Source organism: Pseudomonas sp. HS-18 (assembly GCF_020401845.1).
Classification (GTDB): Bacteria; Pseudomonadota; Gammaproteobacteria; order Pseudomonadales; family Pseudomonadaceae; genus Pseudomonas; species Pseudomonas nitroreducens.
The window spans coordinates 3003995-3030099 of the sequence record NZ_CP084413.1 but is presented as its reverse complement, the minus strand read 5'-3'; the positions used below and the strand labels follow the sequence as shown (position 1 = coordinate 3030099).

Here is a 26105-nt window from a genome sequence, read left to right as displayed (position 1 = left end):
TGACAGTCCTGCGTGGCTTCAGTGAGATGGCCTTTCGTTCAGGCAAATGGCATTGCCGACTGACTGTGTGCGTTGTATCCGCAATGCCGCGATGACGAAACTTCGGCGATCCCGACGGTCGCTTCCGGACGTTTCATGGCTTCATCGACACAGGAGATGCCGGCGATGTTGAACCAGGCACCCCGCGATACCCAGGACGTTGAATTCGACGAGCAATTCTTCCTCGCCTTCGAGATCCAGGTCCTGCAGAAGGCCCTGCCGGCCTTCGAAGAGGCCTCGCGCTTCGCCCGCGACCGAGGTCTGCGCTGCTGCGTGGAGTTGATCACCAATGCCGAAGGGCACCCCGAGCTCAGCCTGTCGGCCACCCAGCGCGACGACCTGCCGGACAGTTGCTATCGCCTGATTGCCGACCCGGCCGCCCAGGGCATAGTCCACGAGGAATTCACCGCCGTGAACCGCCGCACGCGCCGCCAGGGCGCGCGCCTGGCCACGCTGACCTCGCGCTCGCTGGAGCTGCAGCTGGAGGCCTTCTTCATGCACGCCTTCGGCATGCGCCTGGACTACAACGTTCTGCGCCTGGACTACTCTTACGAGCATGCCTCCGGGCTCTAGGCCATTTCCGACACCTCCGGTCGTCGATTCGGCCGGTGGCGGACAAAGCGTTCCGTCGGACAGTTCCTGCAAAGGATGATTTATGGCAACGATGAACGCGCTGAAGCCGCTATTATTCGCGCCCTGTGCGCCTCCTCGTGCGTGTTTCCTCGTTGTCGCTTTGCCATGAATGAATTCCTCGTGCATTTTCAGGACGGTCACTGCCTGGGCAAGACTGTGCTGCGCTCGTTCTCCCGTCAGATGACCCTCTCCGAGGCGCGGGTGCGCCTGCAGGCCTGCTACCCGCTACGCGTTCCGCACCTGCTGAACATCCTGCACCTGACGCCGATGCTGCCCGGCCGCTGATACGATCCCCCCAGCGTTTTCCCAAGCCACTGGGCCTGCCCGCATGCAGCGGTAGTGGCTGGAGGCGTTAGTCTCGACGTCGAGGGAAAACCCATGGCCGACCGGCAGCTCCGCTCCCGAAGGGGCGCGGTGCATCACCGCCTGCTACCTCGACGCGCGCGCCGGCAGTGCCTGAGACTCGCCCAGCCCGGCAAGGGCTTGCCGCGCCGCTTGGCCGGCCTGCTCCAGCACTTGGCGCTTCCAGCCATCCTCGTCGACGTAGAAGGCATCACGCAGTTGGCGATGGATACGCCGGGCCTTGTCTGCCGGCACGCCGGGATTGTTGGCCAGCCATTGGTCGGCGCGCAGCGCCTTGAGGACCTTGAGCCCTGGCAGCGTGCCGTACTCCAGGGCGATGGCGGTCAGCTCGGCCTGCGGGCACTCGCTGGCGGCGGCCAGGATCATCTGCCCCTGCAACTGCACCGACACCGATCCTCCTTCCCTCGCAGAAGTCACCTCGGCTCCCCACCAGCGACGCGTGCGCGCCAGCGTTCGCGGGTCGTCACTCCCCACGTAGATACGCTCGCCATGCCCCTTAGGGCCCAAGCCGGTGTGCACGTCGATCCAACCCAGGCGAGCACACTGACGTGCATGCTGGCGCAGCACCTGGCGCACCGCCTGGTTGCTCCAGGTCGGTTTGGCGCCGATATAGAACAGGCCGTTGGGGTGGCTGTCCTGGCCGCTGGAAATGGCCGCCTGCAATCGCTTGCGCCCATGGCGCATGGCGTAGCGCAGCAGGCGCAGGTGGCTGGCGAAAGATGGCCAGCGGCGCGGTATCAGGATCGGGTCCAATGTTGCGTAGGCCTGGTTGCGCTGGCGCGGTTGGGAGAAGTCGATGAAGTTGCGATTCAGGTCGACGTTCTCGTGGGTCCAACGCCGCCACCAGGAAAATCCATAGGGGTTCGCGGCATGCAGGTAAAGCACCGCGCAATCGGCCTTGGCGCATAGCTCAAGCCAATCGGGGTCGTTGAGCAGCGCGACCTGCACCGCCGAGCCGCAGAAGCCTTCCACCCCATGGCAGCCGCTGCTGATGATCAGCAGGTTCTGCGCATCGCTCGGGCCGCCGCGAGCCACATCCAGCGCCAGCGGCTCGCCATCTCGGCCTGGCAATGGGTGGCGGTGGGACTCGACGACCAGGCCGGCGGACAGGCAGGCGGCGAGAAACTTGCCACGCGCCTCGGCGTAGCTCTGGGAAAAACAGGCAGACGGCTTCATCACCACTCCGGATGATTGGATTCGAGTCAGGAATATGGGCCCGACGTGCGGGCCCTTTGAAAGAGATCAGGCGTGGCCGACAGCACCGGGGAGCGGCGCTTCGCTGTGCCCGCCCTGCAGGGACTGGCGAGTGCGCTCGGGAGCGATGATCCGGCAGCCGAGGATGGCGCAGACGACGGTGAGCACGCCGAACAGGCCGAGCGCCGTCTCGAAGCCATGGGCAATGTCACCACCGCGCAGCTCGACCAGTTGGCCGACTATCCATGGCGCGAGCATGCCGGCGCTGGTCATGCCGCCGATATGGATCGCCAGCATCGAACCTCGCTGTGAGCTCGGGGCGATATAGGCGACCAGGGTGTTGCAGAAGGTCGGCAGGACGTTCACCAGGATGGCGCCCAGTGCATAGAGCACCAGGATCGCCAGACGATCGCCATGCAGCAGGGTCAGCGCGCAGAAGGCGATGCCAGCGACCGCCGCAAAGGCCATCGGCGGCAGCACCATGGCGCGCTGCACCGAGGTGCCGCGCTGCATGGCCCGCTGCGACAGCGTCGAGAGCAGCAGGTTGGCAAGTATCACCCCGACCGTCACCACCATCACTGTGTAGCCCGACTGCATCGGCGTCATGCCCTGGCCCTTCTGCAGATAGACCGGCACCCAGCTGTACACCAGCGCGGTGGGCAAATAGCTGAGGAAGCCCATCAGGGTGATCCAGAGGAAGCTGCGGTTCAGTAACAGGCGACTGTACGGCAGACGCAGCGACGCGCCCGGCCCCTCTTGCTCGGTCTGCTGCCCTTCCCGGCCGAAGATCAGCCAGACGACCAGCCAGACCAGCCCGAGCAACGCCAACAGGAAGTACGCGGTGCGCCAGCCGAAATGCTGGATCGCCAGCGGCAGGCTCAACGCGCCGAGCACGGCGCCCAGCATGATCGACACCTGGATCAGCGCCGAGGGCAATACACGCTCTTTCGGCCCGAACCACTTGAAGCAGGCATGCTGGGTCACCGCCGTGCCCGGGCCGGTGCCGGCGCCCAGCAACAGGCGCCCGGCGACCAGCGCGGCAAAGCCGCTGGACAGCGCCACGACCAGTTGCGAGGCCATCCACACCACGGACATGCCGGCGAGAATCCAGCGCGTCGGGAAGCGGTTGGCGAGGAAGCCCACCAGCACGCCGGAGATCGAATAGAGGAAGAAGAACGCGCTGCCGACAAAGCCGAACTCTGTCGGCGAGAGCTTCAGTTCGTCGATGATCTGTGCGCCGGCGAAGGCGAATATGGTCTTGTCCAGCACGCTGATGACCATCACCAGCATCAACAGAATGAGTACCCCATTACGTCGGGTCATGCTCTGGCTCCCGTGCCCAGGAAGGTTTCCACCAGTCGCACCCAGAGGGCAGCGCCGAAGGGGATGGCGGCGTCGTTGAAGTCGTAGCCTGGATTGTGGACCATGCAGCCGCTGGGGCCGCTGTTGCCGTTGCCCAGGGCGATGTAGCAGCCGGGGCGGCGCTCGAGCATCCAGGCGAAATCCTCGCTGCCGAGGAAGCCCGAAGGGATCTCGGACAGGAGGCGCTGCGGACCGACCAGCTCGGTCAGTACCTCGCGGGCGAGGCGGGTTTCTTCCGGCGTATTGACCAGCACCGGCACCAGCTCCTCGTATTCGTACTGCAGCTCCATGCCGTGCACCGCGGCAACGCCACGGGTGATCTCGCCGATGCGCCGCTTGAGCAGCTCGCGCACGTCGGGTCTGGTAGCGCGTACGCTCAGGCGCAGGTCGGCATGATCGGGAATGACGTTGGCCGCCTCCCCTGCCTTGAGCATGCCGACCGTCACCACGCCCACTTCGGTGGACGGCACATTGCGCGCGACGATACTTTGCAGTGCCAGTACCAGTTCGGCGGCGGCGACAATCGGGTCCTTGGTCAGGTGCGGCATGGCGCCATGACCGCCGACACCGGTCAGGCGGATCGACACGCGGTCGGAGGATGCCGTCAGCGCGCCCTCGCGGGTCAGGAAGCAACCGACCGGCAGGCCCGGCGCATTGTGCAGCGCGTACACCGCATCGCAGGGGAAGCGCTCGAACAGGCCATCGTCCATCATCGCCACGGCGCCGCCGAGGGTTTCCTCGGCGGGCTGGAAGATCAGGTTGAGGGTACCGTCGAAGAGGCGCTGCTCGGCCAGGTCGCGTGCGGCACAGAGCAGGATGGCGGTATGGCCGTCGTGGCCGCACGCGTGCATGCGCCCGGCGTGCTGGCTGGCGTAGGGGACACCGCTGGCCTCGTCGATGGGCAATGCATCCATGTCGGCGCGAATGCCGATGCTGCGCGCGCTGTTGCCCTGGCGCAGTACGCCGACAACGCCGGTACCACCGATGCCCTCATGGACTTCATAGCCCCATTCGCGCAGGTAGCCGGCGACGATGGCGCTGGTGCGCGCCTCCTCGAAGCCCAGTTCGGGATGCTGGTGGAGGTCCCGGCGAATCCGCGCGAAGTCCTCGGTGCTTGCCGCAAGTCTTTCTATCGTGGGGTGCTGACTCATGCCGCATCCTGCTCATTGTTCTGATGTGGCCGGCAGGATGCCCCACGCGCGCGATGCTGAATAATGACCTTCACGCATGCTTATCGAGGCTGGTTATCGACGGCCGTTTTCGAGCCAGAATCAGTCGGCCTTGCGCAGGTGCGGGCCCTTGAAGGCGTAGACCAGCTCGTCCACCAGAGTCTGCGCCTCGCGGGTCATCAGCTCCGGCGGCCGGCAGACCAGGGAGATGTCGGTGCCCGGCACGGTCTCGGCGATGTCCAGCGCCTCCAGGGTGCTGGACACGATGGGCAGGTCGAACACCCTCCGCGACCAGAAGCTCACCGCATCCGTATTGGCCGCCAGCTCCGCGTAGAGCACCACCGAGGCGCACTCGATGACACGCTCCGGATAACGCACCTGGTACTGCTCGAACATCTGCCCGGCGAGGGAGACATCCAGCGAGTCGGGCACCAGCCATTCCTCGTCGAGCAGTTCGTGCAGCGAGCGGGCGCTGCGCAGTCGATGTCCCTTGCGAACTGCCAACGTAGTGGGCTGGGCGTAGAGCTCCTGCCAGTGGAAACCATCGACATTGCGCGAGGCCGGCTGCGAGGTGAGCACAAGATCCAGCTGACCTTCGCGCAGGCCTTCGAGCAGTTTGGCCGGACGAAGTTCGCTGATCTGCAACTGCACCTTGGGGTAGCGCTTGCGGTAACGCAGCAGGCAACTGGCGAACTGCTGGCTGGGGGTCACCGGCGACACCCCGATGGCCACGCGGCCGTCCATCGCGCCCTTGAGCGTCTCGATTTCATCCCGCGCGCGGCGCACCTCCTCCACCACCAGGCGCGCCCGGCGCACCAGGCGCTCGCCGTATTCGGTGGCGGTAATGCCGCGGTTGGAACGCACCAGCAGCGGCACGCCCAGCTCGGCCTCCAGCTCCTTGATGCTTTTGGACAGGGCGGGCTGTGAGATATGCAGCAGGCGCGAAGCCTCCTGGATGCTGCCGCTCTCGCAGATGGCGACGATGGCGCGGAGTTGATGCAACTTCATGGCTTGAACGACGGCTCGGGGATCGGTAACAGGTCCGAACATAAAGCAAAAACGAGGCCTGCGTGAGTAACGGTTGGTAAACGGAGCGGGACCGGCGGGTCGTGTTCGCATGAATTTGCAGGAGCGAGCGAGGCGCAGGCGAAAAAAAAGCGGCCCGAAGGCCGCTGATAAACACAAGGAGCGCCGGTGAGCGCCAGTAGAGCCCGCTGTCAGCGGATACCCGTGGCGCGCAAGGCGTTGGGCGTGAAGTCGTTGCTGCTCGACTGCACCGCGAAGTCGTAGCTGCTCTTCTCTTCGTTGCGCAGGCCGGACACCGTATAGCGGCCGGACAGTACGTCATAGTGGGTCTCCGCCGTCAGCCAGGTGAACTGCTGGTCATAGAACGGCCGCGCATGGCCCTCGGACACACGCCAGAGGCTGCCGCGACCGTCGTAGGCGTCGGCCTCGGCGATCTGCCAGCTGTCTTCGTCGATGTACAGGTCGCGCTTGCTGTAGATATGGCGCTGGCCCGGCTTAAGGGTCGCTACCACATGCCACACGCGATGCAGCTCGTAGCGGGTGTGGTCCGGGTTGAGGTGGCCGGGCTTGACGATGTCCTCGTACTTCAGCGTCGGCGAGTCGAGCGCGAAACTGTTGTAGGGGATATACAGCTCCTTCTTGCCCACCAGTTTCCAGTCGTAGCGATCCGGCGCGCCGTTGAACATGTCGAAGTCGTCGTAGGTGCGCATGCCTTCCGCGCCGGGGCTGTCGTAGCCCACTTGCGGGGCGCGGCGCACGCGGCGCTGGCCGGCGTTGTACATCCACGCCATGCGCGGTTCCTTGACCTGATCGATGGTCTCCAGCACCAGCATCACGCTGCCGGCGCGGCGCGGCGGCGAGAGGATTTCCTGGCGGAAGTAGTAGAGGATGTTGTTCATCTTCGCCGGGTCGTAGTCCTTGAGCCCGAACGGGAAGGCGAACTGCTCCTTCATGTAGCTGATGGTGTAGTCACCGTTGGTCTGCGGGTTCATCTGCGCGGTGGTGCGCAGCATCGCATTGCCGCGGTAGCGGGTAACGTGGTTCCAGATGACTTCCAGGCCGCTCTGCGGAATAGGGAACGGGACGGTCATCTGGAAGTTGGTCAGGCCGTTGCCGCCTTCGGCCAGCGAGGTGGCGGTGGCGTTCTTCTTCGCCGCATCGATCACCGCCTGCGGGTAGCTCGCGCTGCGGTGGCTGGGGTAGACCGGGATGCGATAGGTCTGCGGGAAACGCTGGAACATGGCCAGTTGGCCGGGCGTGAGTTTGTCCTGGTACTGGCTGGCATTCTGCGCGGTGATGGTGAACAGCGGCTTGTCGGCCGCATACGGATCGGCGAGGAAGCCGCCAGCGTCGGCCTTGCCGGCATTGGGCGCCAGGCCACCGGTCCAGGCTGGAATGCTGCCATCGGCGTTGCCCGCTGTTTCAGCACCCACAGGCGTCAGTTCATTGCCCAGGCGCGCGGCCTGGTCGGCGCCGACCGCGGCCATGACCTGCCCGGCGAGCAGGCTCAGCGTCAGGCAACCCGCCTGCAACCATTGCTTGTTGTTCATGCTTGTACCTCTGGGACGGATAGGCATCAGAAACTGACGCCCAGGCTGACGGCGAGGAAGTCGCGGTCGGTGTTGACGTTGTAATCACCGCCGAAGTAATCGGTGTAACTGATGCTCGCGGTGTAGCGGCTCAGGTACTCGGCATCGACGCCGACGCTGACTGACTTGTCGCCCTCGTTAAAGGTCGGGCCGTAGCCTTCCACGTCGTGGGAGAAGGCCAGGTTCGGGCGCAACGAGATGCCGCCGATCAGGTCGTTGTATTCCAGGCCGGCGCGCACGCGGTAACCCCAGGAATTCTGGGTGTAGAAGCCCTTGTCGTCGCACTGGCCGGGGTTGGCGGTGTTCACCACCTTCTGGCAGATCGCATTGCCCGACAGTCCCAGCAACGCGGAGGTGCCGGCGCTGGCCAGTTCGCCATTGCCATAGACGCTGCTGCGACCAAAGCGCAGGTCCGAGCCGTCGGTGGAGCCCAGGTCGGCGATATGGCCAAAGCCGATCTCGCCGACCAGGGTCAGGCGTTCGGCGCCGATCACCGGGATCTGGTCGAAGGTGTTGGTGAAGGTCATCTGCGCCTGTGTGTAAGGGAGGCGTTTGTAGCCCTGGATCAGCGAGCCGTAGCTCGAGTCCGCCCAGCCGCTGGAGAAGATCGGCAGGCCGCCGTTGACCAGCGGGCTGGTCGCCGCGGAGCCGAGCGTCGCGGCACCGGAAACGTCGCTTGAGTTGATGCCCATGGGCATGTTCGGCCGGTAGCTGATCTCGCCCTGCACCGCCGTGCTGCCCCAGGTGGTGTTGAAGCCCAGGCCGTAGAGGCGGATATCTTCGGGGTAATCCAGGTACCAGCTGGCGGTGCTGCGCCCGCCCTGCCCGATCAGGCCCCCCACCGGGTCGGCCAGCGCGCCCTTGCCCACCACCCAGTTACTGGTCGGCGTGCGGCTGTGGTAGTTCATCGCGTAGGCGGAGAACTCGGTGTCATTGACCATCCAGCGCAACGCCACGCCGAACTGACCGCCATCGCGGGCGTCATGGTCCCTGGTTCGCGGCACGTAGCCATAGCCACCCCTGATGCCGGTGCCGTCGATGTCGCGGTCGAAGTCGCTGCCGTTCACCGCCATGTTGATGTCGCAGCCCTTGGCCGCCACATCGCTGCCGAAGAAGGTGCCGCAATTGTCCGGCACGGTCTTCTCCCATTCGAGCTGGTAGAAGGCCTCCATGGACAGGGTGTCGGTCAACCCCTGGTTGAAATACAGCATGCTCACCGGGATCAGCGCTTCCTTCACCTCGGAACCGGGACGACGCAGCGCGGCGACATCTGCCGGGTTGATCGAGTTGATGCCGTTCTGGATGAAGGTGCTCTCGCCCCAGCTCACCACCTGGCGGCCCAGACGCACGGTACCGGGCAGATCGCGGAAGTCGTAGTTGTGGTAGATGAAGGCATCGAGCAGCTCGACGCCGGAGGACTTGGCGGCGTTGTCTCGACCACTGTCGTCGATATCGTAGAGCGGGCGATGCTCGTCCTTCAGCTCGAAGTCGTACCAGTACTTGCCCCGCAGGAACAGACCGCTGTCGCCATACTTCAACTCCAGGTCGTGCAGGCCCTTGAAGATCTTGGAGAAGGTTTCGCCCTTCTTGAAATTCAGGCGGCCGTCGTCGGAAGTCTGGCTGGACGCCGTGCCGCCGTTGCGGGTACCGATGAATTTCTTGTCCGGGCTGTCCATCGCCCAGCTCGCACCGATGGACAGCGTCGAGTCGAAGCGCCCCTCGATTTCCCCCACGTTGAAGCTCACCGCCTGAGCCGAAGTTGCCCCGCCAAGGGCCATGCTGGTCGCCAGCGCCAGCGCGTGCGGCCTGAAGCCTGCGGCGCCGGTTATTGTTCTTTTCATGCTGCTCTCCGCCTGGATCGTGCTGGTCACGGCAAGCCGCGCCACCCCTGCCCCCGGCTCGTCGGCCGGTAGGCGGTCGCATGGTAAGAGCGCGGTCACGAGCCTGACTTCTGAAAAAAAGTGATGCCCATAGCCAGAATGCAAGCTCGCGACCATCCCCCCGCGCGAAGCTCCGCGAGCGATAACCGACGGCTATTGCGATACCCAGGATTCAGCCGACCGCAGCCTTGAGTTGCCCTAAAGTCCGCCGCCATCAGCGACTCCCCAACGATGAGGTGGACCATGAAGATTGCGTTGACCGGCGACAGCATCCTGCAACGCCGCCTGAACAGCCGCGACGACGAAACCCTGCGCCCGCTGTTCGACCTGCTGCGCGGCGCCGACGTCAGCTTCACCAACCTGGAAGTGCTGCCCAACGACTTCCAGGGCGATGCCGTGCTGGAAAGCGGCGGCTCGCACTTCGGCGCGCCGGCGTGGATCCTCGATGAACTGGTGGAGGGCGGTATCGACCTGTTCTCCACGGCCAACAACCACAGCCTCGACTACGGCATCGCCGGCCTGCATGCCGCCCACGCCCAGCTGAACAAGCGCGAGCTGCTGTTCGCCGGCACCGGCCGCAACCTGGAGGAAGCCCGCCGCCCGGTGTACTGCACCAAACCCGCCGGCACCGTCTCGCTGCTGGCCTGCACCTCCACCTTCGGCAAGGGCCAGGAAGCCAGCGAGCAGACCCGCGACATGCCCGGCCGACCCGGCCTCAACCCATTGCGCTACGACACCGTGCACCAGCTCGACGGCGCGCAGATGGAAGCCATGCGCGGCATCATCGCCAGCCTCGGCCTGGACCGCCTCTACCAGGGCGCGGTGGACCTGGGCTTCGCCCATCCGATTCCCGATCCGTCGCTGGCGGTATTCGGCCCCTTCACCCCGCTGCTGTTCCGCCAGGGCGAGTCCTCGCGCCTGCGCACCCTGCCGCGCAAGAAGGACATGGACGAGATCCTGCGCTGGGTCGAGGAAGCGCGGCTGATGTCGGACGTGGTGGTGCTGAGCATCCACGCCCACGAACTGGGCCACGACGCCGCCGGCGAGTGGGACCTGGAAGTGGCGGCCGAATTCGTCCAGCCGGTGGCGCGGCGCATGATCGATGCCGGCGTCGACATCGTGGTCGGCCACGGCCCGCACCTGCTGCGCGGCATGGAGATCTACAACGGCAAGCCGATCTTCTACAGTTTGGGCAACTTCATCGGTCAGAACGAACTGGTGTCGCGCCTGCCGGCGGACAGCTACGAGCAGTTCCGCGTGGACCGCAACCAGACGCCGTCGAAAGTCTTCCTGCAGCGCACCCAGAACGACACCCGCAGCTTTCCCTCCGACTCGCGCTTCTGGGAAAGCCTGGTGCCGGTGTGCCAGTTCGACGGCCGTCGCCTGACGGGCATCGAACTGCACCCGGTGAGCCTGGGCCTGGGCGAGGCGGTGCACCGCCGTGGCCGTCCGCGCCTGGCCGAAGGCGACCATGCACAAGCGATCCTGCAGCGCTTCGCCGCGCTGTCGGAGCCCTACGGTACTCGGCTGTCGATCGACGGCTCGATTGCGCGCATCACACTCTGATGCCGCAGCGCCGGGCAGCCACAAGCTGCCCGGCGCCCTCTGACTCCCGCAGCCATGACAACCACCCGCATTCTCATCGTCGAGGACGACCTGCGTCTCGCCGCACTCACCCGCGACTTTCTCGAGCACCACGGTCTCACCGCCAGCATCGAAGCCAACGGCGCCCGCGCCGCTGCCCGGGTGATGGACGAACGCCCGGACCTGGTGATCCTCGACCGCATGCTGCCCGGCGAAGACGGCCTGTCCGTCTGCCGGCGCATCCGCCCCGGTTACTCGGGGGCCATCCTCATGCTCAGCGCGCGCTCGGAAGACACCGAGCAGATCGACGGCCTGGAAAACGGCGCCGACGACTACGTCTGCAAACCGGTGCGCCCCAGCCTGCTGCTGGCCCGCGTGCGCACGCTGCTACGGCGTCGCGAGGCTCCCGGAACCACTTCCGAACGACTGGAAATCGCCGGCCTGCTCCTCGATGCACGGCAGCGCGAGGTCCATCGCGATGACCAGCGCATCGACCTCACCGGCGCCGAGTTCGACTTGCTCTGGTACCTCGCCAGCCGCGCCGGCCAGACACTGAGCCGCGATGAGCTGTTCCTCGCCTTGCGCGGCATTACCTATGACGGCCTGGACCGCTCGATGGACGTGCGCATCGCCCACCTGCGCGCCAAGCTGGGCGAAGCGCCCTCGCATCCGCTGATCCTGACGGTGCGCGGCAAGGGTTATCGCTTCGTCGGCTGAAACGCCCTCGCAGGGCGCATAGCGCTTCAGCGTTATCCGCCGTACGGTGGAGCCTGCTCGCAAACGGATTCAGCGGCGATCCACATATCGCGCCGGTTCACGAGCAAGGCCCCGGCGTCCCCCTCGCTCCTAGAAAACCGCGTGGCATCCGGTAGGCTGTAGCCTCGTCCTGAAGAGCCGCACAGCATGCACGCCCTCACCTGTCCCCACCTGATCGGCGACCACGTCGAACTCCTCCCCCTGCGCGCCGAACACGCGCAGGCCCTGCTAGACGCAGCCGCCGATGGCGAACTGTGGAACCTGAAAGTCACCGTGGTACCCGGGCCGGACACGGTCGCGGGCTATATCGCCAAGGCCGAAAAGGGCCTGGAGGAAGGAACCGTCCTGCCCTTCGCCATCCTTGACCGGCGCAGTGGAAAGATCGTCGGCAGCACGCGCTTCTGGAAGGTCGACCGAGCCAACCGCAAGCTGGAGATCGGCCACACCTGGCTCGCCCTGTCGGCGCAGCGCACACCGATCAACACCGAGGCCAAGCTCCTGTTGCTCACCTACGCCTTCGAGCAGCTCGATTGCGTGCGCGTGCAGTTCACCACCGACGAGCTGAACGAGAAATCCCGCGCCGCCATCCTGCGCCTGGGCGCTGTGCAGGAAGGCATCGTCCGTCACGAACGCATCATGCCCGACGGCCGCAAGCGCAACTCGGTGCGTTTCAGCATCATCGACAGCGAGTGGTCCGAGGTGAAGGCGCGGCTGCAGCAAAGGCTGGGCCGCACCTCGGCTTGAAGGATCAGCCCTGGTAGAACACCTCGTCGCTGTAGGGGTACCACCAGGAATGAATCTGCGGCTGGTGGTCGATGATCACCATCTTCGAGCGGCGGAACGCATCCAGCCCCTGGCGACCGAGTTCGCGGCCCATGCCGGACATCTTCCAGCCGCCGAACGGCAGCGCATCGTTGTCGATCAGCGGATTGTTCACCCAGACCATCCCCGCCTCCAGGCGGTCCGCCGCTTCCATGGCTTCGGCCAGGTCCGTGGAGAACAGCGAGGCGCCCAGGCCGAAGGGCGAGTCATTGGCCAGGCGCACGGCCTCGTCGAAATCCTTCACCTTGCAGATCGCCGCCACCGGGCCGAAGCACTCCTCGTGGAAGATGGCCATCGCCGGGGTGACGTCGGTGAGGATGGTCGGCTCGTAGTACCAGCCCACCGGGAATTGCGGCGGAATGCGCCCGCCGCAGACCAGCGTGGCACCCTTGGCGATGGCGTCGTCCACCAGGCGAATCACCTTGGCGCGTGCCGCTTCGCTGACCATCGGGCCGATCTCTGAGCGCTCCAGCCCGTGACCGATGCGCAACGCGCGAGTCCGCTCGGCGAAACGCGCAACGAACTCGTCATGCACTTCGTCGACCACATAGAAGCGCTCCGCCGAGGTGCAGATCTGCCCGCTCAGGTGGAAGGCTGCGGTCACTGCGCCGGCCGCCGCGACTTCCAGCGGTGCGTGGCGGGAGATGATCATCGGGTCGCTGCCGCCGGCCTCGATCACCGCCGGTTTCATCCGCTCGGCGCAGGCCACGGCCACTGCCTTGCCGGCGGCGACGCTGCCGGTGAAGGCCACGGCGTGGGTACGCTCGGACTGCACCAGGCGCTGCGCGGTGCTGGCATCGCCCGGCACGCAGCTGACCATCCCCGCCGGCAGCACCTTGAAGTGTTCCATGAATTTCAGCGTGCACAGCGTGGTGCTTTCCGCCGGCTTGACGATGCAGGCGTTGCCCGCCGCGAGCGAGGCTGCCAGGGTCCAGCACATCAGCAGGATGGGGAAGTTGAACGGCATGATGTGCACGCTCACCCCATAGGGCTCGTAGCGCACATGCTGGAACGAGCCGAGCTGGGTGGTGCCGGCTACCTTGCCCGCTTCATCGCGGGCCATCTCGGCGTAGTAGCGGAAGATCGGCGCGCAGTTGGCCAGCTCGCCTATGGCCTCGGGGAATGGCTTGCCCATCTCCAGCGTCATCAGCCGTGCCACTTCGCGCTGGGTCGCCTGGTCGGTCTCGATGGCGTTGGCCAACTGGTGAAGGATCGCCGCGCGGGATTTCGCATCGACACGCTTCCACTCGCGCTGGGCAGCGTTGGCGGCGTCGATGGTGGCGTCCACATCCTCGGTATCGCACAGGGCTATGCGGCCCACGGGCGTGAGGTCAGCGGGATTGATGATGTCGCGCAGGCGCTGCGTCGCCACGCCCTGATAGTGAGGGCCGATGAAACGCAGGGGCACGTCAACGTGAAAGTCGGTCATGGAATGCTCCGCAGGGATTCGGGTGAGGCCAGACGCTGGGCGATCACGTCGCTCTCCAGCGGCTGGCGCCAGTTCGGCAGGTTTGCGTCGAGCAGCGCTGCCAGCGGGCGCAGCTGCTCGTTATCCAGCGCGCGCTGGAACAGCCGCAGTACGCGCGGCAGGTGCTTGAGATAGCCGTGCTTGCCATCGCGCCTGGCCAGGCGCACGAAGATGCCCAGCACCTTGGCGTGGCGCTGCGCGGCGAGCACCTGGAAGTCGGCCAGGAAGCGCCGGCCGTCCACTTCCGGGCGCTGGCCGAGGTAATGGGTGAGCAGGGTCACGCGCAGCGTTTCGGGAATGTCGCGGCGCGCGTCTTCGAGCAGCGACATAAGGTCATAGGCCGGCGCGCCGAACAGCGCGTCCTGGAAGTCCAGCAACCCGCAGGCCGCCACGTCGTCCCGGCCCTCCAGCAGCATCAGGTTGTCGACGTGATAGTCGCGCAGCACCAGTACTTCGCGGCGCATCGAGGCGTCTCGCCAGAGCGCGGCGAACTCGGCGAGATAGCGTTCGCGCAATTGCGCGGCGGCCTTCTCGCCGATGAGCAGCGGCGCGTACCAATCGATGAACAGCGCCGCTTCCTCGCCCAGCTTCTGCCCGTCGTAGGCCGGCACACCCTCTGCCGCTTGCGGGCCGGCACGGTGCAGGCGCACCAGCGCGTCGACGGCGAGACGGTACAGCTCCGTTTCGCTGTGACCGGCCGCGAACAGCCGGGTATAGGTGGCGTCACCGAAGTCCTCGATCAGCGCCAGGCCCAGCTCACGGTCGGCGGCCAGCACGTTCGGCGCCGACAGCCCGCAGTCGCGCAGCAGTTGTGCCACCCGCAGGTACGGCGCCAGCGGCTCGGCGCCGGGTGGCGAATCCATCAGCAGCAGGCCCTTGCCGTCGACGCGGAAGTAGCGCCGCGCCGAGGCGTCGGCCGGTAGCGCGGTCAGCGTCTCTCCGGCCAGGCCGCTGCCGGCGAGGAAGGTCTCGCGGGCGGCGGCACGGGTGGTTTCGCAAGGCAGGTTCATGGCATCACCGGATCATGTAGACCTTCTTGACGGTCTCGTGCACGGTGCACACGCCCTTCCAGTCCTTGGGGAAGAAGGCCGCGGTATCCGGCTCGATCTCGATCACCTCGCCGGACTCGTGCACGTAGGTGCAGCGGCCTTCGAGGAAGTGGCAGAACTCGTCGCTGGTCACGTGGCAGAACCACTTGCCCGGCGTGCAGTGCCAGATGCCGCATTCGGACTGGCCTTCGAGCCCCTTGTGCAGGACCACGCCACTGACGTGGGATTCGCCCTCAAGCATGGTCGGGATCACGCCCCAGTCCTTGAGTTCGGTGACTTGCAGCGGGCGATGGATAACGGGGGTTTTCATGTCTTTCTCCAGCGATGGCCACCCGCACGGGCAGCCGGTTAAGGCGTAGGGCGAATAACCGCTTGCGGTTATCCGCCGACAGGTTCGGCGCAAGGTTGGTGGCGGATAACGCTTGAGGCGTTATGCGCCCTACAAAATCACGCCAGCATGTAGAGGTTGCGCAGGGTCGTGTGCACGGTGCATTCGCCGGTCCAGCCGGCGGGGAACAGCACCAGGGTGTCGGGCTCGACCTCGATCACCTCGCCCTCATCAGAGCGATAGGTGGCGCGCCCGGAAACGAAATGGCACAGCTCGTCACGCGGGATCGACAACCGCCAGCGACCGGGGGTGCAGACCCATAGGCCGGTCTCGGGGCTGTTGTTCGGCCCCTTGAACAGCAGGCGCCCGCTGGAGTGCGAGACGCCCTCCAGCGCATCGGACTGCACGCCCCAGTCCACCAGGTCGTCGTACTCGCGGGCGCCGCGAATGTGCGGCGCCGTGCTGTCGGCCTTGAACTCAGCCATGGCTCACCGCCTTGCCACCCATCAGTTGATCGAGGATGCGCGCGGCGTCTTCCGGGCCCTTGCGCGAGCGCATGTAGTCGCTGGTGCGCGCCAGGCGCTCTTTCATCAGGTCATCGCCGAGCAGTTGGGCAATGTTGCGCGCCAGGTCTTCCTCGCTCCAGTCGTAGCGGTCCATGCGCAGGCCGTGGCCGCTTTCCTGGGCACGCATGGCGTTGTCGTGGCCGTCCCAGACGTAGGGCATGACGATGGCCGGCTTACCGAAGAACAGGCACTCGGTGAAGCTGTTGTTGCCGCCGTGGTGGATCACCCCGTCGACCTGGGCGATCACCGAGGGCTGCGGGTACCAGTTGGAAACGATCACGTTGTCCGGCAGGTCGTCGTATTTCTCCACGTGCTCGCCGACATTGAACAGCGCGCGGTACGGCAGCTTGCCGATGGCGGTGACCAGGCGCTTGAGCAGGTCGACATCGCCCGAGCCGAGGCTGCCGAAGCTGACGTACAGCAGCGGCTTGTCGTTGTGCGCCTTGAACTGCGGAATCTCGTAGGGCTTGTCGGTGCGCACGCAACCCTGCAGGTAGTGGAACTGCCGCGCCGGCAGCGGATGGCGGCGCTGGAACTTAACCGGGTCCGGGTACAGCAACAGGTTCATGTAGGGCGACTCTTCGAAGAAGGTGCCCAGCGGGTACGGTCGCTCGCCACACTGGGCGAGGAAGTCGTTGAAGTCGGCGTGGATCGGCGCGATCACCTCCTCGAAGCGTTTCTGGAAGCGCGCGTGGCCCTCCTTGTCGTCCACGCTCATGCCCGACAGGTACGGCGGGATGTCCGGGTCATGCACTTCGTTCTCCGAGCAGGAGATGATCCGCACCCACGGCTTGCCGTAGTGCTTGATGGCCGGGAAGAGGATCACGTTGTCCACGCAGATCAGGTCCGGCTTGATCCTGTCGAGGATCGCCGGCAGCTCCTTCTGCGCCCACTTGGCGGTGGAGACGATGGCCTCCCAGCACTCCTTCACGTAGTTGTCGAGCTGGTCGATCGGCGCCTTGCGGAAGTTGGGGATGTGGCCGTTGATGAAGTCGGTCCAGTAGCGCGCCATCTCCTCGGCCGGCATCGGCTCGGACATGTTCACGTAGTGCTCCTCGAAGCCGTAGGCCGAATACACTCCGGTCATGCCCGGATCGGTGAGGAACACCGCCTTGTGCCCCAGCGCCTCGCAGGCCTGGGCGATGCCGACGGAGTTGAGGGCCGGGCCGTAGGCGGCCTCGGGGAAGAAGGCGATGACCTTGCGTTCACTACTCATGGTGCTCTCCTGTAGGTCTTGTTCTTGGCAATCAGTGAGTCAGCACGCGGCCGTGCCGCGCATCCCAGCCCAGGCGCACCGGCATGCCGGCGGCCAGGCGGAGGAAGTCGTAGTCCGAGGACGGCACGCGGACGATCAGCGGCTTGCTGGACAGCGCCGTGTTCACGTGCAGGTTGGTGTCCAGGCCGTGGTAGGCGACCTCCGCCACCTGGCCCTGGATCTGGTTGTCAGTGGCGGGCGTGGCATCGGTCAGCACGCGCAGGCGCTCCGGGCGCAGCGCAAGCGTCACGCTCTCGGGGCTGGACTCGGCTGTGGTCTCGATGCTCAGCACCTGGTCGCCGGCCTGCAGGCGATTGGTGCCCACGCGCCGGCCCTCGATCAGGTTGCTGACGCCGATGAAGTCGGCGACGAAGCGACTGCCCGGGTTCTCGTAGAGTTCGCTGGGGCTGCCGCACTGGCAGACCTTGCCGTCGCGCAGCACGGCCATGCGGTCGGACATCACCAGGGCTTCTTCCTGGTCGTGGGTGACCATGATGAAGGTGATGCCGCTCTCGTGCTGCAGGCGCTTGAGTTCCAGCTGCATCTTCTCGCGCAGCTTCTTGTCCAGCGCGCCGAGGGGTTCGTCCAGCAGCAGCACGCGCGGGCGCTTGACCAGGGCGCGGGCCAGGGCGACGCGCTGGCGCTGGCCGCCGGAGAGTTGGTCCGGCCGGCGGTTGGCCAGCGGGCCGAGCTGCGCGGTGTCCAGCACCGCATCGACGCGCTGGCGAATCTCGCCGGCGGGCAGCTTTTCCATCTCCAGGCCGTAGGCGATGTTGCCGCGCACGGTCATGTTGGGGAACAGCGCGTAGGACTGGAACATCAGGTTCAGCGGGCGCTTGTTCGGCGGCAGCGGCGAGATGTCCTGGCCATTGAGGTAGATGGCGCCGGAACTGGGTGTCTCGAAGCCGGCGATCATCCGCATCAGCGTGGTCTTGCCACAGCCGGACGGGCCGAGCAGCGCGAAGAACTCGTTCTCGCGGATCGCCAGGGACACCTGGTCCACCGCCGTCAGGCCCTCGCCATAGGATTTGCTGACCTGGTCCAGCACCAGCAGGTCGGAAGACTTAGTCATGGGCTTTGGGCACCTTGTTCAGACGTTGGGAGGCGAACAGCGCGGTGAAGCTGACCAGCATCACCAGGGTGGCGAGGGCGTTGATTTCCGGGGTCACGCCGAAGCGGATCATCGAATAGATCTGCATCGGCAGCGTGGTGGAGGCGCTGCCGGAGCCGGAGTTGAAGAAAGCGATGATGAATTCGTCGACCGACAGGGTGAACGCCAGCAGCCCGCCGGCCAGCACGCCGGGGAAGATTGCCGGCAGCAGCACCCGGCGCGCGGTGGTGAACCAGCCGGCGCCCAGGTCGATGGACGCTTCGAGGATCGAATAGTCGAAGTGCTTGAGCCGCGTGCGCACCACCGCGCAGACGAAGGCAATGTTGAATACCACGTGGCTGAGGATGATCGAGTGCAGCCCCAGGCTCATCTTCAGCAGGTTGAAGAAGCTCAGCAGCGCGATGGCCAGGACGATGTCGGGGATGATCATCGGCGCCATCAGCAGGGTGTCGGCGATGTTGCTGCCCTTCTTGCCGCTGCTGCGGGCGCGCATCTCCACGCCGAGAGCGAGCAACGTGCCGAGCACGCAGGCGATGAAGGTGGAGGTCAGTGCAACGATCAGCGTGTTCAGCGCCGCGTGCTGGATCGAGGCATTGGCCAGCAGCTTGGCGTACCACTTCAGCGATGCGCCGCCCCACGCGGTGGGCAGGCCGCTGGCGTTGAACGACAGCAGGATCAGCACCAGGATCGGTACATAGAGGAAGGCGTACACCAGCCACAGGTGCGTGCCGAGGGCAATGCCGGAGGGATTACGCATGGCGTTCGCCCTCCGCGCCCTGGGCCCGGCGCGAGACCATGGCCTGGATGAACAGCAGGAGCAGCATGATGCCGATCAGGAAGAAGCTCAGCGCCGCGCCGAACGGCCAGTCGCGCGCGGTGAGGAATTGCGCGTAGATCAGGTTGCCGACCATCTGCACCTGCTTGCCGCCCAACAGGTCGGCGGTGATGAAGTTGCCGATGGAGAGCACGAAGACAAACACCGCGCCGGCCGCCACGCCGGGCACCGAGAGCGGCAGGATCACCCGGCGAAAAGTGGTCCAGCCGGACGCGCCAAGGTCCCGCGAGGCTTCCCAGAGCTCGTTGTCGATGCGCGACAGCGAGCTGTAGATGGCGAGGATGACAAAGGGGATGTAGTTGTAGACCAGCCCGAGCACCACGGTGGCGTCGGTGTACAGCAGGCTGATCGGCTCACCGCCGTAGCCCAGCAGGCTGAACAGGCGGTTGAGCAGGCCTTCGCGGTTGAGCAGGACGATCCAGGCATAGGTGCGGATCAGGTAGTTGCTCCAGAACGGCAGCATCACCAGGAACAGGTACACCGCCTGCCGGCGTGGCGTGGTGCGAGTGATGGCGTAGGCCGCCGGGTAACCGATGATCACCGCGAAGAGCATGGCCAGGCCGGCGATCTTCGCCGAGCGCAGGAGGATGTCGAGGTATAGCGGGTCCACCGCGCGGCGGTAGTTTTCCCAGGTGAACACGTAGTCGATGCCGCCGTAGGCACCGCGCTCGAGGAAGCTGTAGACCAACACCAGCAGGCACGGCAGCAGCAGGAACAGGGCCAGCCAGCCCAGACCGGGCGCGAGCAGCCAGGCCGACAATTTGCGGTCGGCGGATAAAGCGGTCATGCGTAGTTCCCCCAACCCCACGCCAGGCGGGGTGCTTCAGGGTTATTCCGGAGAGAGTTCGGGGCGCCAGCGCGACGCCCCATCGGCCTTACTGGGCGGCCATGATTTCCGTTACGGCGCGGGTGTACGCCTTCTGCGTCGAGCCACCCACGTCACGCAACTGTTGCTGCTTGACCAGCTCGGCCGGCGTGGTGGTGAGGTTCGGATACTTGGCCAGCAGGTCCGGCTTCAGGGTCGCCATCGCCGCCTGGTTGGGCACCTTGTAGAGGATGTTCTCCGCGACCCAGGCGTGGTTCGCCGGTTCGAGCATGTAGTTGATGAAGCGGTAGGCGGCGTCGGGGTTCTTCGAGCTTTTCAGCACGACCATGGCGTCCACCCAGAGGTCGGAACCTTCCTTGGGCACGACGAACTTGATCGACTCGTTGGCCTGGGTGCCGTAGTTGCACCAGCCATCCCAGGCGTGGGCCATCAGCGCCTCGCCCGAAGCCAGCTTGGAGTAGAAGGTGGTGTCGTCGAAGGACAGCAGGCGCTTCTTGGTGGCGATCAGCTGGTCGCGCACCGCGTTGATCTGGTCCGGGTTGCCGTCGTTCACCGACCAGCCGTTGGCCAGGAAGCCGGCGCCAAGCAGCCAGCGGTCGGTGGCGAGCATGGTGGTCTTGCCCTTGAGGGCGTCGGAGGGCTTGAGCAGGTCGCTCCAGCTCGAAGGCGCCGGGCTGACCTTGTCCGACCGGTAGCAGATGCCGGTGGTGCCCCAGGTGTAGGGCACGGAGAAGTGGTTGCCGACGTCGTACTCGAGCTTCTGCGCTTCGGGGTAGAGGTTCTTCAGGTTCGGCACCTTGGCCGAATCGATCTCGGCGAGCAGGCCCTGCTTGTGCAGGATCTCGGCAAAGGGCGAAGAGACGAACACCACGTCATAGCCTTCGCCACCGGAAGCCATGAGCTTGCCCATGATTTCTTCGTTGGTGGCGTGGAGAGATTTGTCGGCTTCAAGGCCTGTGGCCTTCTGGAACTTCTCCAGGTTGTCCGGGGCCATGTAGCCGTCCCAGATGGAGATCACCAGATCCTTGGCGCTGGCCGTGGTGGCGGACAGCGTGAGCGCGAGGGTTGCCCCTGCGTAGAGCATGGTCTTCAGCTTCATCTTGCGCACCTGACGATGGTTGTTTTTGTGTGTCAACGGCAGCGGAACGAAAAGCGTACTACATGTCTTTTTTTCAAAATAAAAACCGAACCACTGGCGAAGTCAACCATTTCTTGCATTCTTGTTGGACCCTCCTCGCTGTGGCATAAGGGGGCGCCCCGCGCCCACAAGCCTGCGACGCCTGCCGGAGAGAAGCCGCTTGAGCAAGGACACCGAGAAAAGACCGCGCACCAACCACCTGGAACTGGCCCGGCGGATCATCGAGCATGCCCAGGACACCGGTCTCGCCGATGGCGACGCCTTGTCCGAGCAGCAACTGGCGCGCACCTTCGGCGTGTCGCGCACGCTGATCCGCGCCGGGCTCGACCTGCTGCAGGAGCAGCAACTGGTGGCCCACGAGCCGGGCAAGGGCTATCGCCTCGCCGCCGATCCGTCCGCCCAGGTGCTCGGCTCGGCATTGCCCCAGGCCGAGGAAGAAGCGCTGGCCGCCTCGGTACTGCGGGATCGCATGGCCGGTCGCCTGGGCAACAGCCTGAGCGCCAGCGAGCTGATGCGCCGCTACGACATCGGCCGAGTCGCGGCACAGAAGGTCCTGGCGCAACTCAGCGAGGACCAGGTGCTGGAGCGCGGCGCCGGGCAGAGCTGGTCGTTCCGCCCGTTGCTGAACAACCTCGCAGCGCTGGAAGACAGCCTGCGCTATCGGCTGATCCTCGAACCCGAAGCCCTCCTCGCCCCCGGCTTCGAGCCAGACCTGGCGCGCCTCGCCCTGCTGCGCGGGGCCATGGAGGAACTGCTGGCGGCGCCCATCGAGCGCTTCGACGTGGCCCAGTTCCGCGAGCTGGACATCGGCTTCCACGAGCTGATCGCCCAGGGCTGCGGCAACCGTTTCGTTGGCGACGCTCTGCTGCAGCACCAGCGTCTGCGGCGCCTGCCCAACCTGCTGCCGATGGTCAGCGTGCACCGCCTGCAGGAAGCCCTGCGCGAGCACCTGCGAATCATCGAGCAGATCGAGCGCGGCCAGCTGGAAGTCGCCGCCGACCTGATGCGCCTGCACCTGCGGCTGTCCTTCGCGCAACGCCCGCAGACCGCCAACCGCGGGATTCCACAGTCATTCGCCCAGGGGCGTCGCTGATTATTTTTCTCACACAGTGTTTTTTTTAACGAAAAAATGCAGTATCAGTTTCACGCAGTGCCCGTGAGCAACACCCGGATGTGCCCATGACGCAAAGAACAAGAACCATCGCCTTCTTCCCCGAGGCCAGTTTCGGCGCCGCGCTGAACTGCATCGGCATCGCCCAGGCCCTGCGCGAACTCGGCGCACGCCCGGTGTTCATCTGCCATGCGCATTTCCAGGGCATCTTCGCCGAGTACGGCTTCGCCGAGTACCCGCTGCAACTGGACTCGCCGCTCTCCGCCGCCGACCACCAGCATTACTGGGAGCGCTTCATCGAGCGCAACGTGCCCTACTTCGACCAGCCGCCCCTGGCGCAGATCGACAGCTACGTGGCGCCGGCCTGGGAAGCCATCATCGATACCGCCATCGAATCGGAAAAACCGCTGCAGCAGTTGCTCGCCCGGCTCAAGCCCGATGCCATCGTGCTGGATAACGTGGTCAGCTTCCCGGCCATCTCCGCCGCCGGCTGTCCCTGGGTGCGGATGATCTCCTGCGCGGAAACCGAACTACCCGACCCCGCCGTGCCGCCCTACCTGTCCGGCGCCAGCAGCAGCGATCCACAAGCCTGCGCCACCTACCGCGAACACTACCTGCAAGCGACAAAGCCGGCGCACGAACGCTTCGCCCGCTTCCTCGCCGAGTGCGGTCACCCTGCCCTGCCCGCCGGCCAATTCCTCGAAGATTCGCCTTGGCTCAACCTGTTGCTCTCACCCACACCGGTGCGCTACGAGCGCCAGAATCCGCTGCCGGCCGAGCGCTATCTGTACCTCGACGGCTGCGTGCGCAGCGAGGCGCCGTATATCCCGCCGCAGTTCCCGCGGCACGACGATGCTGCGCTGATCTATGTGAGTTTCGGCAGCCTCGGCGCGGCCGATATCGAGATGATGCGCAAGCTGATCGATGCCGTCGCGCAACTGCCCTACCGCTTCCTGATCAACGTCGGCGCCTACCGCGAGCACTACGACAGCGTGCCCGACAACGTCTACCTCGACAGCTGGTACCCGCAACCGGCCGTGCTGCGCGAATGCCAGTTGTTCATCCATCACGGCGGCAACAACAGCTTCTGCGAGGCACTGTATTTCGGCCTGCCGTCGGTGATCATCCCCTACTGCTGGGACGGCCATGACAACGCCCGGCGCGCCGAGGAAGTGGGCGTGGCGCGCTACCTGCCGCGCTTCGAAAACCCGCTGGCGGCGCTGCCCGGCGCACTGGCCGACCTGCTCTGCGACAAGGCGATGCAGCAACGGCTGACCAGCGTACGCGAACAGATGCAGGCCTCGCGCGGCACAGCGTCGGCCGCGCGGGCGATTCTTGGCATCTGCAGCGACTAAGCGGCCAATGGCACCGTGCAAGGACGTGCCATTGGCTCTGTGCAAGTTTCCGGTCGCCCCATAAGCCTGGCTCCATGTCCCTGGAACCAGGCATGACAAGCTTCAATGACCAGCCAGCCCTGCTCGGCGACTCCCTGCAACTTCGCCCACTGCGCAGCGAGGATTTCGACGCCTCTCCGGCGCCGCCAACTCGCCCGGAACCTGGGCCGGACACCCGGTGAAGGACCGGTGACCCAGGCGTCTTCAGGCTTTGCGCAGTGGTACTTCCTGCAGCAGCCACGACAGCGCGAAGGCCACCGCGCTGACCATGCACGCCACCAGGAAGACCCAGTGCATCGATCCGGAAAAGGCTTCCAGGTAAGCCTGCCGCAACGCTGCGGGCAAGGCATGCACAGCGGCCGGCGACAGGTTGGCCGGTGAGCCGACGCTGGCCGGGAAGGCACTCACGAGCCGACTCATCAGCTCGTGAGAGAACAATGCGCCGAACACCGAGACGCCAATGGAGCCGCCGATGGAGCGGAACAGGGTCGCCCCGGAGGTCGCCACGCCCATGTGGCGAAATTCGACGCTGTTCTGCACCGCCAGGATCAGGACCTGCATCACCATGCCCAGCCCGGCGCCGAGCAAGGCCATGTAGAGATTCATCTGCAACATCGACGATTGCAGATCCAGACGGCTCAGCAACGCCAGGGCGACGACCTGCAGCAGTGTGCCAAGAATGGGGAAGACCCGGTAACGCCCCCAGCGGCTGATCAGGCGACCGGTAATAGCCGAGACGATCAGCATCGCACCCATCAGGGGCAGCATCTGCAGGCCCGCACTGGTCGGCGTGGCGTCCTTGACCACCTGCATGTAGAGCGGCAGGAAGGTCACCGAGCCGAACAGCGAAACACCGACGGTGAACCCGATCAGCCCGGCGAGCACGAAGGTCCGGTGGCGGAACAGGTGCGGCGGCATGATCGGTTCCGCCGCGATGCGCTGCTCGTGGACGAAGCCGATCACGCCGACAACGGCGAAGAGCGACAGGCACAGGATGTCGATCGAGGTCCACTCGAGCGTGCTGCCGCCCAGGCTGGTGATCAACACCAGCGAAGCCAGGGCCAGGGTCAGGAAGAAGGCGCCAAAGTAGTCGATGACGTGTTTCACCCGCGCGACGTGGGGCTTGAACGCGCTGCCGATCACCAGCAGGGCGAGCAGGCCCAGCGGCAGGTTGATGTAGAAGATCCAGCGCCAGGACAACTGCTCGACCAGGAAGCCGCCCACCAGCGGACCGACCACCGTGGCGAGGCCGAATACGCCACCGAACAGCCCCTGGTAGCGACCACGCTCGGCCGGCGCAATGACGTCGCCGATGGCCGCCATCGCCACCACCATCAAGCCACCGCCGCCCAGGCCCTGCAGCGCGCGCAGGAGGATCAGCTGGGTCATGTTCTGCGCCAGCCCGCAGAGCGCCGAGCCCGCCAGGAACAGTAAGATGGCGGTCTGCAGCACCAGCTTGCGGCCGTACAGGTCGCCGAATTTGCCATACAGCGGGACCACGACCGTGGAGGCCAGCAGGTAGGAGGTCACCACCCAGGACAACAGGTGCAGGCCGCCCAGTTCGCCGACGATGGTGGGCAGCGCGGTGGACACGATGGTCTGGTCCAGCGCCGCGAGGAACATCACCAGCAGCAACGCCGCCAGCAGCAGTGGAATGGACGGCTGCATCGCCTTAGCGTCGTCCGGGGGGCTCAGCTTCGTGGCCAGGCTATTTTCGGAGGCCGTTTGCATGGGGCGGACCTGATGAGATGAGGTGGCGTGGGACAGGGAAGGAATGGAGTCGGCTCATTCGCCCGCGCAGAGTGCACGCTGGCGATGCTGCCGCCCCACTTCCTGCAGGCCGGCCAGGGTGAAGCTGTAGAGCTGGGCGACGACCACAGGACCCGGCATGTCGAGAATGTCGCGCAGGGCGCCATGCCCTCCACGAGGCCCGATCAGCAGCATCGCCCATGGCGCCGTGACGCTGAGAATGCAGGGCACCAATGTGGGATCTTCGGGGGGGATCCCGGTAATCTCGCTGAACAGTTGCTTGAGCAACGTCAGCTTCAGCGCCTTTTCGGGGTGCAGAAACTCCTGACCGTGGCTGCTGGGCGCCAGGGCTTCGGCAGCGAGCACCCGCAGGTGCCAGCTCTCCCTCCCGCGCGCGGCCTTGCGCACAACCAGTTCGGTCAGCGCAAACAACTTGTCCGGCGCCGCCTGCTCGCCCTGGATGATCCGCTGCAGGTCGGCGATGTCGAGAAAGCGTCGACGGGCCTCCCCCAGCACGGCCTGATAGAGACCGTTGCGGCTGCCGAAGTGGTAGTTGATCGACGCCAGGTCGACCTCCGCCTTGGCGGCGACGGCCTTGTTGCTGGTTTCGCCGAAGCCGAGCGTCGCGAAAAGTTCGCCGGCGGCTTCAAGGATGCGCAGGCGGGTCGCTTCACCATCTTTTCGAGCTTCGCGGGAGGCCATGATTATTCCTGAACAGCGGACAGTGCCAGGAAGCCTGAAGCAGGTTAAATCTAAATTCAATTTAAATTTAGAAAATACGATGAACTGCCCTCTCCGCCGGGATCAGGCTTCGTGGGGCTTGCGCTTAATATATGGAAATACGTATATTCGATTTTC

At 65.5% G+C, this 26105-nt stretch carries 25 protein-coding genes; 8 read left to right on the top strand and 17 right to left on the bottom strand.

From position 1 onward, the window contains the following. Nucleotides 1-135 precede the first annotated feature (135 nt). Complete coding sequence (locus LDJ84_RS14180) at nucleotides 136-612, top strand: hypothetical protein (protein WP_226046495.1); 477 nt, start codon at nucleotides 136-138, stop codon at nucleotides 610-612. 165 nt (nucleotides 613-777) lie between these two features. Beyond that, nucleotides 778-957 carry a hypothetical protein gene (locus LDJ84_RS14175; protein ID WP_024762799.1) on the top strand — a complete coding sequence of 60 codons (180 nt, stop codon included), beginning with the start codon at nucleotides 778-780 and terminating at the stop codon, nucleotides 955-957. A gap of 144 nt (nucleotides 958-1101) precedes the next feature. Here LDJ84_RS14175 and LDJ84_RS14170 read toward each other — a convergent pair whose 3' ends face one another. The 6 genes from LDJ84_RS14170 to LDJ84_RS14145 form a co-directional block, all read right to left on the bottom strand. After that, nucleotides 1102-2211 (bottom strand): M14 family metallopeptidase, encoded by a 1110-nt coding sequence (locus tag LDJ84_RS14170; protein WP_024762798.1) that lies wholly within the window; start codon nucleotides 2209-2211, stop codon nucleotides 1102-1104. Nucleotides 2212-2277: 66 nt separating this feature from the next. Continuing rightward, a complete protein-coding gene (locus LDJ84_RS14165) occupies nucleotides 2278-3552 on the bottom strand; it encodes an MFS transporter (protein ID WP_170858638.1) in 1275 nt (424 codons plus the stop codon). Continuing rightward, a complete protein-coding gene (locus LDJ84_RS14160) occupies nucleotides 3549-4742 on the bottom strand; it encodes a M20 aminoacylase family protein (protein ID WP_226046494.1) in 1194 nt (397 codons plus the stop codon). Before LDJ84_RS14160 ends, LDJ84_RS14165 begins: the two co-directional genes overlap by 4 nt. 120 nt (nucleotides 4743-4862) lie before the next feature. Continuing rightward, nucleotides 4863-5768: a LysR family transcriptional regulator gene (locus tag LDJ84_RS14155; protein ID WP_024762795.1), complete on the bottom strand. Its 906-nt coding sequence runs from the start codon at nucleotides 5766-5768 to the stop codon at nucleotides 4863-4865. A gap of 209 nt (nucleotides 5769-5977) precedes the next feature. Continuing rightward, nucleotides 5978-7336, bottom strand: coding sequence for a DUF1329 domain-containing protein (locus LDJ84_RS14150; RefSeq protein WP_024762794.1), 1359 nt, complete (start codon nucleotides 7334-7336; stop codon nucleotides 5978-5980). A gap of 26 nt (nucleotides 7337-7362) precedes the next feature. Further along, nucleotides 7363-9216, bottom strand: coding sequence for a DUF1302 domain-containing protein (locus LDJ84_RS14145; RefSeq protein ID WP_024762793.1), 1854 nt, complete (start codon nucleotides 9214-9216; stop codon nucleotides 7363-7365). 282 nt (nucleotides 9217-9498) lie between these two features. Here LDJ84_RS14145 and LDJ84_RS14140 point away from each other — a divergent pair, with 282 nt between their 5' ends. The 3 genes from LDJ84_RS14140 to LDJ84_RS14130 all read left to right on the top strand — a co-directional run bounded on the left by LDJ84_RS14140 (nucleotide 9499) and on the right by LDJ84_RS14130 (nucleotide 12339). Then, nucleotides 9499-10821 carry a CapA family protein gene (locus LDJ84_RS14140; RefSeq protein WP_038803181.1) on the top strand — a complete coding sequence of 441 codons (1323 nt, stop codon included), beginning with the start codon at nucleotides 9499-9501 and terminating at the stop codon, nucleotides 10819-10821. Nucleotides 10822-10875: 54 nt separating this feature from the next. Beyond that, nucleotides 10876-11556, top strand: coding sequence for a response regulator transcription factor (locus LDJ84_RS14135; RefSeq protein ID WP_024762792.1), 681 nt, complete (start codon nucleotides 10876-10878; stop codon nucleotides 11554-11556). Nucleotides 11557-11742: 186 nt separating this feature from the next. Then, nucleotides 11743-12339 (top strand): GNAT family N-acetyltransferase, encoded by a 597-nt coding sequence (locus tag LDJ84_RS14130; RefSeq protein WP_024762791.1) that lies wholly within the window; start codon nucleotides 11743-11745, stop codon nucleotides 12337-12339. Between the two features lie 4 nt (nucleotides 12340-12343). Here LDJ84_RS14130 and LDJ84_RS14125 read toward each other — a convergent pair whose 3' ends face one another. The 9 genes from LDJ84_RS14125 to LDJ84_RS14085 form a co-directional block, all read right to left on the bottom strand. After that, complete coding sequence (locus LDJ84_RS14125; RefSeq protein ID WP_226046493.1) at nucleotides 12344-13846, bottom strand: aldehyde dehydrogenase family protein; 1503 nt, start codon at nucleotides 13844-13846, stop codon at nucleotides 12344-12346. Further along, on the bottom strand, nucleotides 13843-14895 hold the full coding sequence (locus tag LDJ84_RS14120; RefSeq protein ID WP_065084688.1) for an aminoglycoside phosphotransferase family protein: 1053 nt from the start codon (nucleotides 14893-14895) through the stop codon (nucleotides 13843-13845). The genes LDJ84_RS14125 and LDJ84_RS14120 overlap by 4 nt, the downstream gene beginning before the upstream one ends. Nucleotides 14896-14899: 4 nt before the next feature. Continuing rightward, a complete protein-coding gene (locus LDJ84_RS14115; protein WP_226046492.1) occupies nucleotides 14900-15244 on the bottom strand; it encodes a cupin domain-containing protein in 345 nt (114 codons plus the stop codon). A gap of 137 nt (nucleotides 15245-15381) precedes the next feature. Further along, the gene (locus LDJ84_RS14110) at nucleotides 15382-15747 is read right to left on the bottom strand and encodes a cupin domain-containing protein (protein ID WP_193452443.1); all 366 of its coding nucleotides are present in this window, start codon (nucleotides 15745-15747) and stop codon (nucleotides 15382-15384) included. After that, nucleotides 15740-17044, bottom strand: a complete 1305-nt coding sequence (locus LDJ84_RS14105; protein WP_024762786.1) for a nucleotide disphospho-sugar-binding domain-containing protein — start codon at nucleotides 17042-17044, stop codon at nucleotides 15740-15742. The genes LDJ84_RS14110 and LDJ84_RS14105 overlap by 8 nt, the downstream gene beginning before the upstream one ends. A 31-nt stretch (nucleotides 17045-17075) precedes the next feature. After that, a complete protein-coding gene (locus tag LDJ84_RS14100) occupies nucleotides 17076-18155 on the bottom strand; it encodes an ABC transporter ATP-binding protein (RefSeq protein WP_226046491.1) in 1080 nt (359 codons plus the stop codon). Further along, complete coding sequence (locus tag LDJ84_RS14095) at nucleotides 18148-18951, bottom strand: ABC transporter permease (RefSeq protein ID WP_024762784.1); 804 nt, start codon at nucleotides 18949-18951, stop codon at nucleotides 18148-18150. Before LDJ84_RS14095 ends, LDJ84_RS14100 begins: the two co-directional genes overlap by 8 nt. Beyond that, nucleotides 18944-19816: an ABC transporter permease gene (locus LDJ84_RS14090; RefSeq protein ID WP_065084685.1), complete on the bottom strand. Its 873-nt coding sequence runs from the start codon at nucleotides 19814-19816 to the stop codon at nucleotides 18944-18946. The genes LDJ84_RS14095 and LDJ84_RS14090 overlap by 8 nt, the downstream gene beginning before the upstream one ends. Nucleotides 19817-19904: 88 nt before the next feature. Further along, the gene (locus LDJ84_RS14085) at nucleotides 19905-20954 is read right to left on the bottom strand and encodes a spermidine/putrescine ABC transporter substrate-binding protein (RefSeq protein WP_226046490.1); all 1050 of its coding nucleotides are present in this window, start codon (nucleotides 20952-20954) and stop codon (nucleotides 19905-19907) included. A 199-nt stretch (nucleotides 20955-21153) separates the two neighbouring features. Between LDJ84_RS14085 and LDJ84_RS14080 the strand changes: the two genes are divergently transcribed. The 3 genes from LDJ84_RS14080 to LDJ84_RS30710 all read left to right on the top strand — a co-directional run bounded on the left by LDJ84_RS14080 (nucleotide 21154) and on the right by LDJ84_RS30710 (nucleotide 23680). Further along, on the top strand, nucleotides 21154-22086 hold the full coding sequence (locus tag LDJ84_RS14080) for a GntR family transcriptional regulator (protein ID WP_037016097.1): 933 nt from the start codon (nucleotides 21154-21156) through the stop codon (nucleotides 22084-22086). Nucleotides 22087-22172: 86 nt separating this feature from the next. Further along, entirely contained in the window at nucleotides 22173-23459 is a 1287-nt protein-coding gene (locus LDJ84_RS14075) for a glycosyltransferase (RefSeq protein ID WP_024762781.1), read from the top strand. A 92-nt stretch (nucleotides 23460-23551) separates the two neighbouring features. Beyond that, nucleotides 23552-23680, top strand: coding sequence for a hypothetical protein (locus LDJ84_RS30710; RefSeq protein WP_256576562.1), 129 nt, complete (start codon nucleotides 23552-23554; stop codon nucleotides 23678-23680). Nucleotides 23681-23702: 22 nt separating this feature from the next. On the opposite strand, the gene LDJ84_RS14070 is transcribed toward LDJ84_RS30710, so the two are convergent. Beyond that, entirely contained in the window at nucleotides 23703-25166 is a 1464-nt protein-coding gene (locus LDJ84_RS14070) for an MDR family MFS transporter (protein WP_226046489.1), read from the bottom strand. Between the two features lie 117 nt (nucleotides 25167-25283). Next, the gene (locus LDJ84_RS14065; RefSeq protein ID WP_084357708.1) at nucleotides 25284-25949 is read right to left on the bottom strand and encodes a TetR/AcrR family transcriptional regulator; all 666 of its coding nucleotides are present in this window, start codon (nucleotides 25947-25949) and stop codon (nucleotides 25284-25286) included. Nucleotides 25950-26105 lie beyond the last annotated feature (156 nt).

Bases quoted from the DNA above. Each gene is read 5' to 3' on its own strand.
- LDJ84_RS14180 (WP_226046495.1), top strand. From the start codon at position 136: ATGGCTTCATCGACACAGGAGATGCCGGCGATGTTGAACCAGGCACCC.
- LDJ84_RS14175 (WP_024762799.1), top strand. From the start codon at position 778: ATGAATGAATTCCTCGTGCATTTTCAGGACGGTCACTGCCTGGGCAAG.
- LDJ84_RS14170 (WP_024762798.1), bottom strand. From the start codon at position 2,211: ATGAAGCCGTCTGCCTGTTTTTCCCAGAGCTACGCCGAGGCGCGTGGC.
- LDJ84_RS14165 (WP_170858638.1), bottom strand. From the start codon at position 3,552: ATGACCCGACGTAATGGGGTACTCATTCTGTTGATGCTGGTGATGGTC.
- LDJ84_RS14160 (WP_226046494.1), bottom strand. From the start codon at position 4,742: ATGAGTCAGCACCCCACGATAGAAAGACTTGCGGCAAGCACCGAGGAC.
- LDJ84_RS14155 (WP_024762795.1), bottom strand. From the start codon at position 5,768: ATGAAGTTGCATCAACTCCGCGCCATCGTCGCCATCTGCGAGAGCGGC.
- LDJ84_RS14150 (WP_024762794.1), bottom strand. From the start codon at position 7,336: ATGAACAACAAGCAATGGTTGCAGGCGGGTTGCCTGACGCTGAGCCTG.
- LDJ84_RS14145 (WP_024762793.1), bottom strand. From the start codon at position 9,216: ATGAAAAGAACAATAACCGGCGCCGCAGGCTTCAGGCCGCACGCGCTG.
- LDJ84_RS14140 (WP_038803181.1), top strand. From the start codon at position 9,499: ATGAAGATTGCGTTGACCGGCGACAGCATCCTGCAACGCCGCCTGAAC.
- LDJ84_RS14135 (WP_024762792.1), top strand. From the start codon at position 10,876: ATGACAACCACCCGCATTCTCATCGTCGAGGACGACCTGCGTCTCGCC.
- LDJ84_RS14130 (WP_024762791.1), top strand. From the start codon at position 11,743: ATGCACGCCCTCACCTGTCCCCACCTGATCGGCGACCACGTCGAACTC.
- LDJ84_RS14125 (WP_226046493.1), bottom strand. From the start codon at position 13,846: ATGACCGACTTTCACGTTGACGTGCCCCTGCGTTTCATCGGCCCTCAC.
- LDJ84_RS14120 (WP_065084688.1), bottom strand. From the start codon at position 14,895: ATGAACCTGCCTTGCGAAACCACCCGTGCCGCCGCCCGCGAGACCTTC.
- LDJ84_RS14115 (WP_226046492.1), bottom strand. From the start codon at position 15,244: ATGAAAACCCCCGTTATCCATCGCCCGCTGCAAGTCACCGAACTCAAG.
- LDJ84_RS14110 (WP_193452443.1), bottom strand. From the start codon at position 15,747: ATGGCTGAGTTCAAGGCCGACAGCACGGCGCCGCACATTCGCGGCGCC.
- LDJ84_RS14105 (WP_024762786.1), bottom strand. From the start codon at position 17,044: ATGAGTAGTGAACGCAAGGTCATCGCCTTCTTCCCCGAGGCCGCCTAC.
- LDJ84_RS14100 (WP_226046491.1), bottom strand. From the start codon at position 18,155: ATGACTAAGTCTTCCGACCTGCTGGTGCTGGACCAGGTCAGCAAATCC.
- LDJ84_RS14095 (WP_024762784.1), bottom strand. From the start codon at position 18,951: ATGCGTAATCCCTCCGGCATTGCCCTCGGCACGCACCTGTGGCTGGTG.
- LDJ84_RS14090 (WP_065084685.1), bottom strand. From the start codon at position 19,816: ATGACCGCTTTATCCGCCGACCGCAAATTGTCGGCCTGGCTGCTCGCG.
- LDJ84_RS14085 (WP_226046490.1), bottom strand. From the start codon at position 20,954: ATGAAGCTGAAGACCATGCTCTACGCAGGGGCAACCCTCGCGCTCACG.
- LDJ84_RS14075 (WP_024762781.1), top strand. From the start codon at position 22,173: ATGACGCAAAGAACAAGAACCATCGCCTTCTTCCCCGAGGCCAGTTTC.
- LDJ84_RS30710 (WP_256576562.1), top strand. From the start codon at position 23,552: ATGACAAGCTTCAATGACCAGCCAGCCCTGCTCGGCGACTCCCTGCAA.
- LDJ84_RS14070 (WP_226046489.1), bottom strand. From the start codon at position 25,166: ATGCAGCCGTCCATTCCACTGCTGCTGGCGGCGTTGCTGCTGGTGATG.
- LDJ84_RS14065 (WP_084357708.1), bottom strand. From the start codon at position 25,949: ATGGCCTCCCGCGAAGCTCGAAAAGATGGTGAAGCGACCCGCCTGCGC.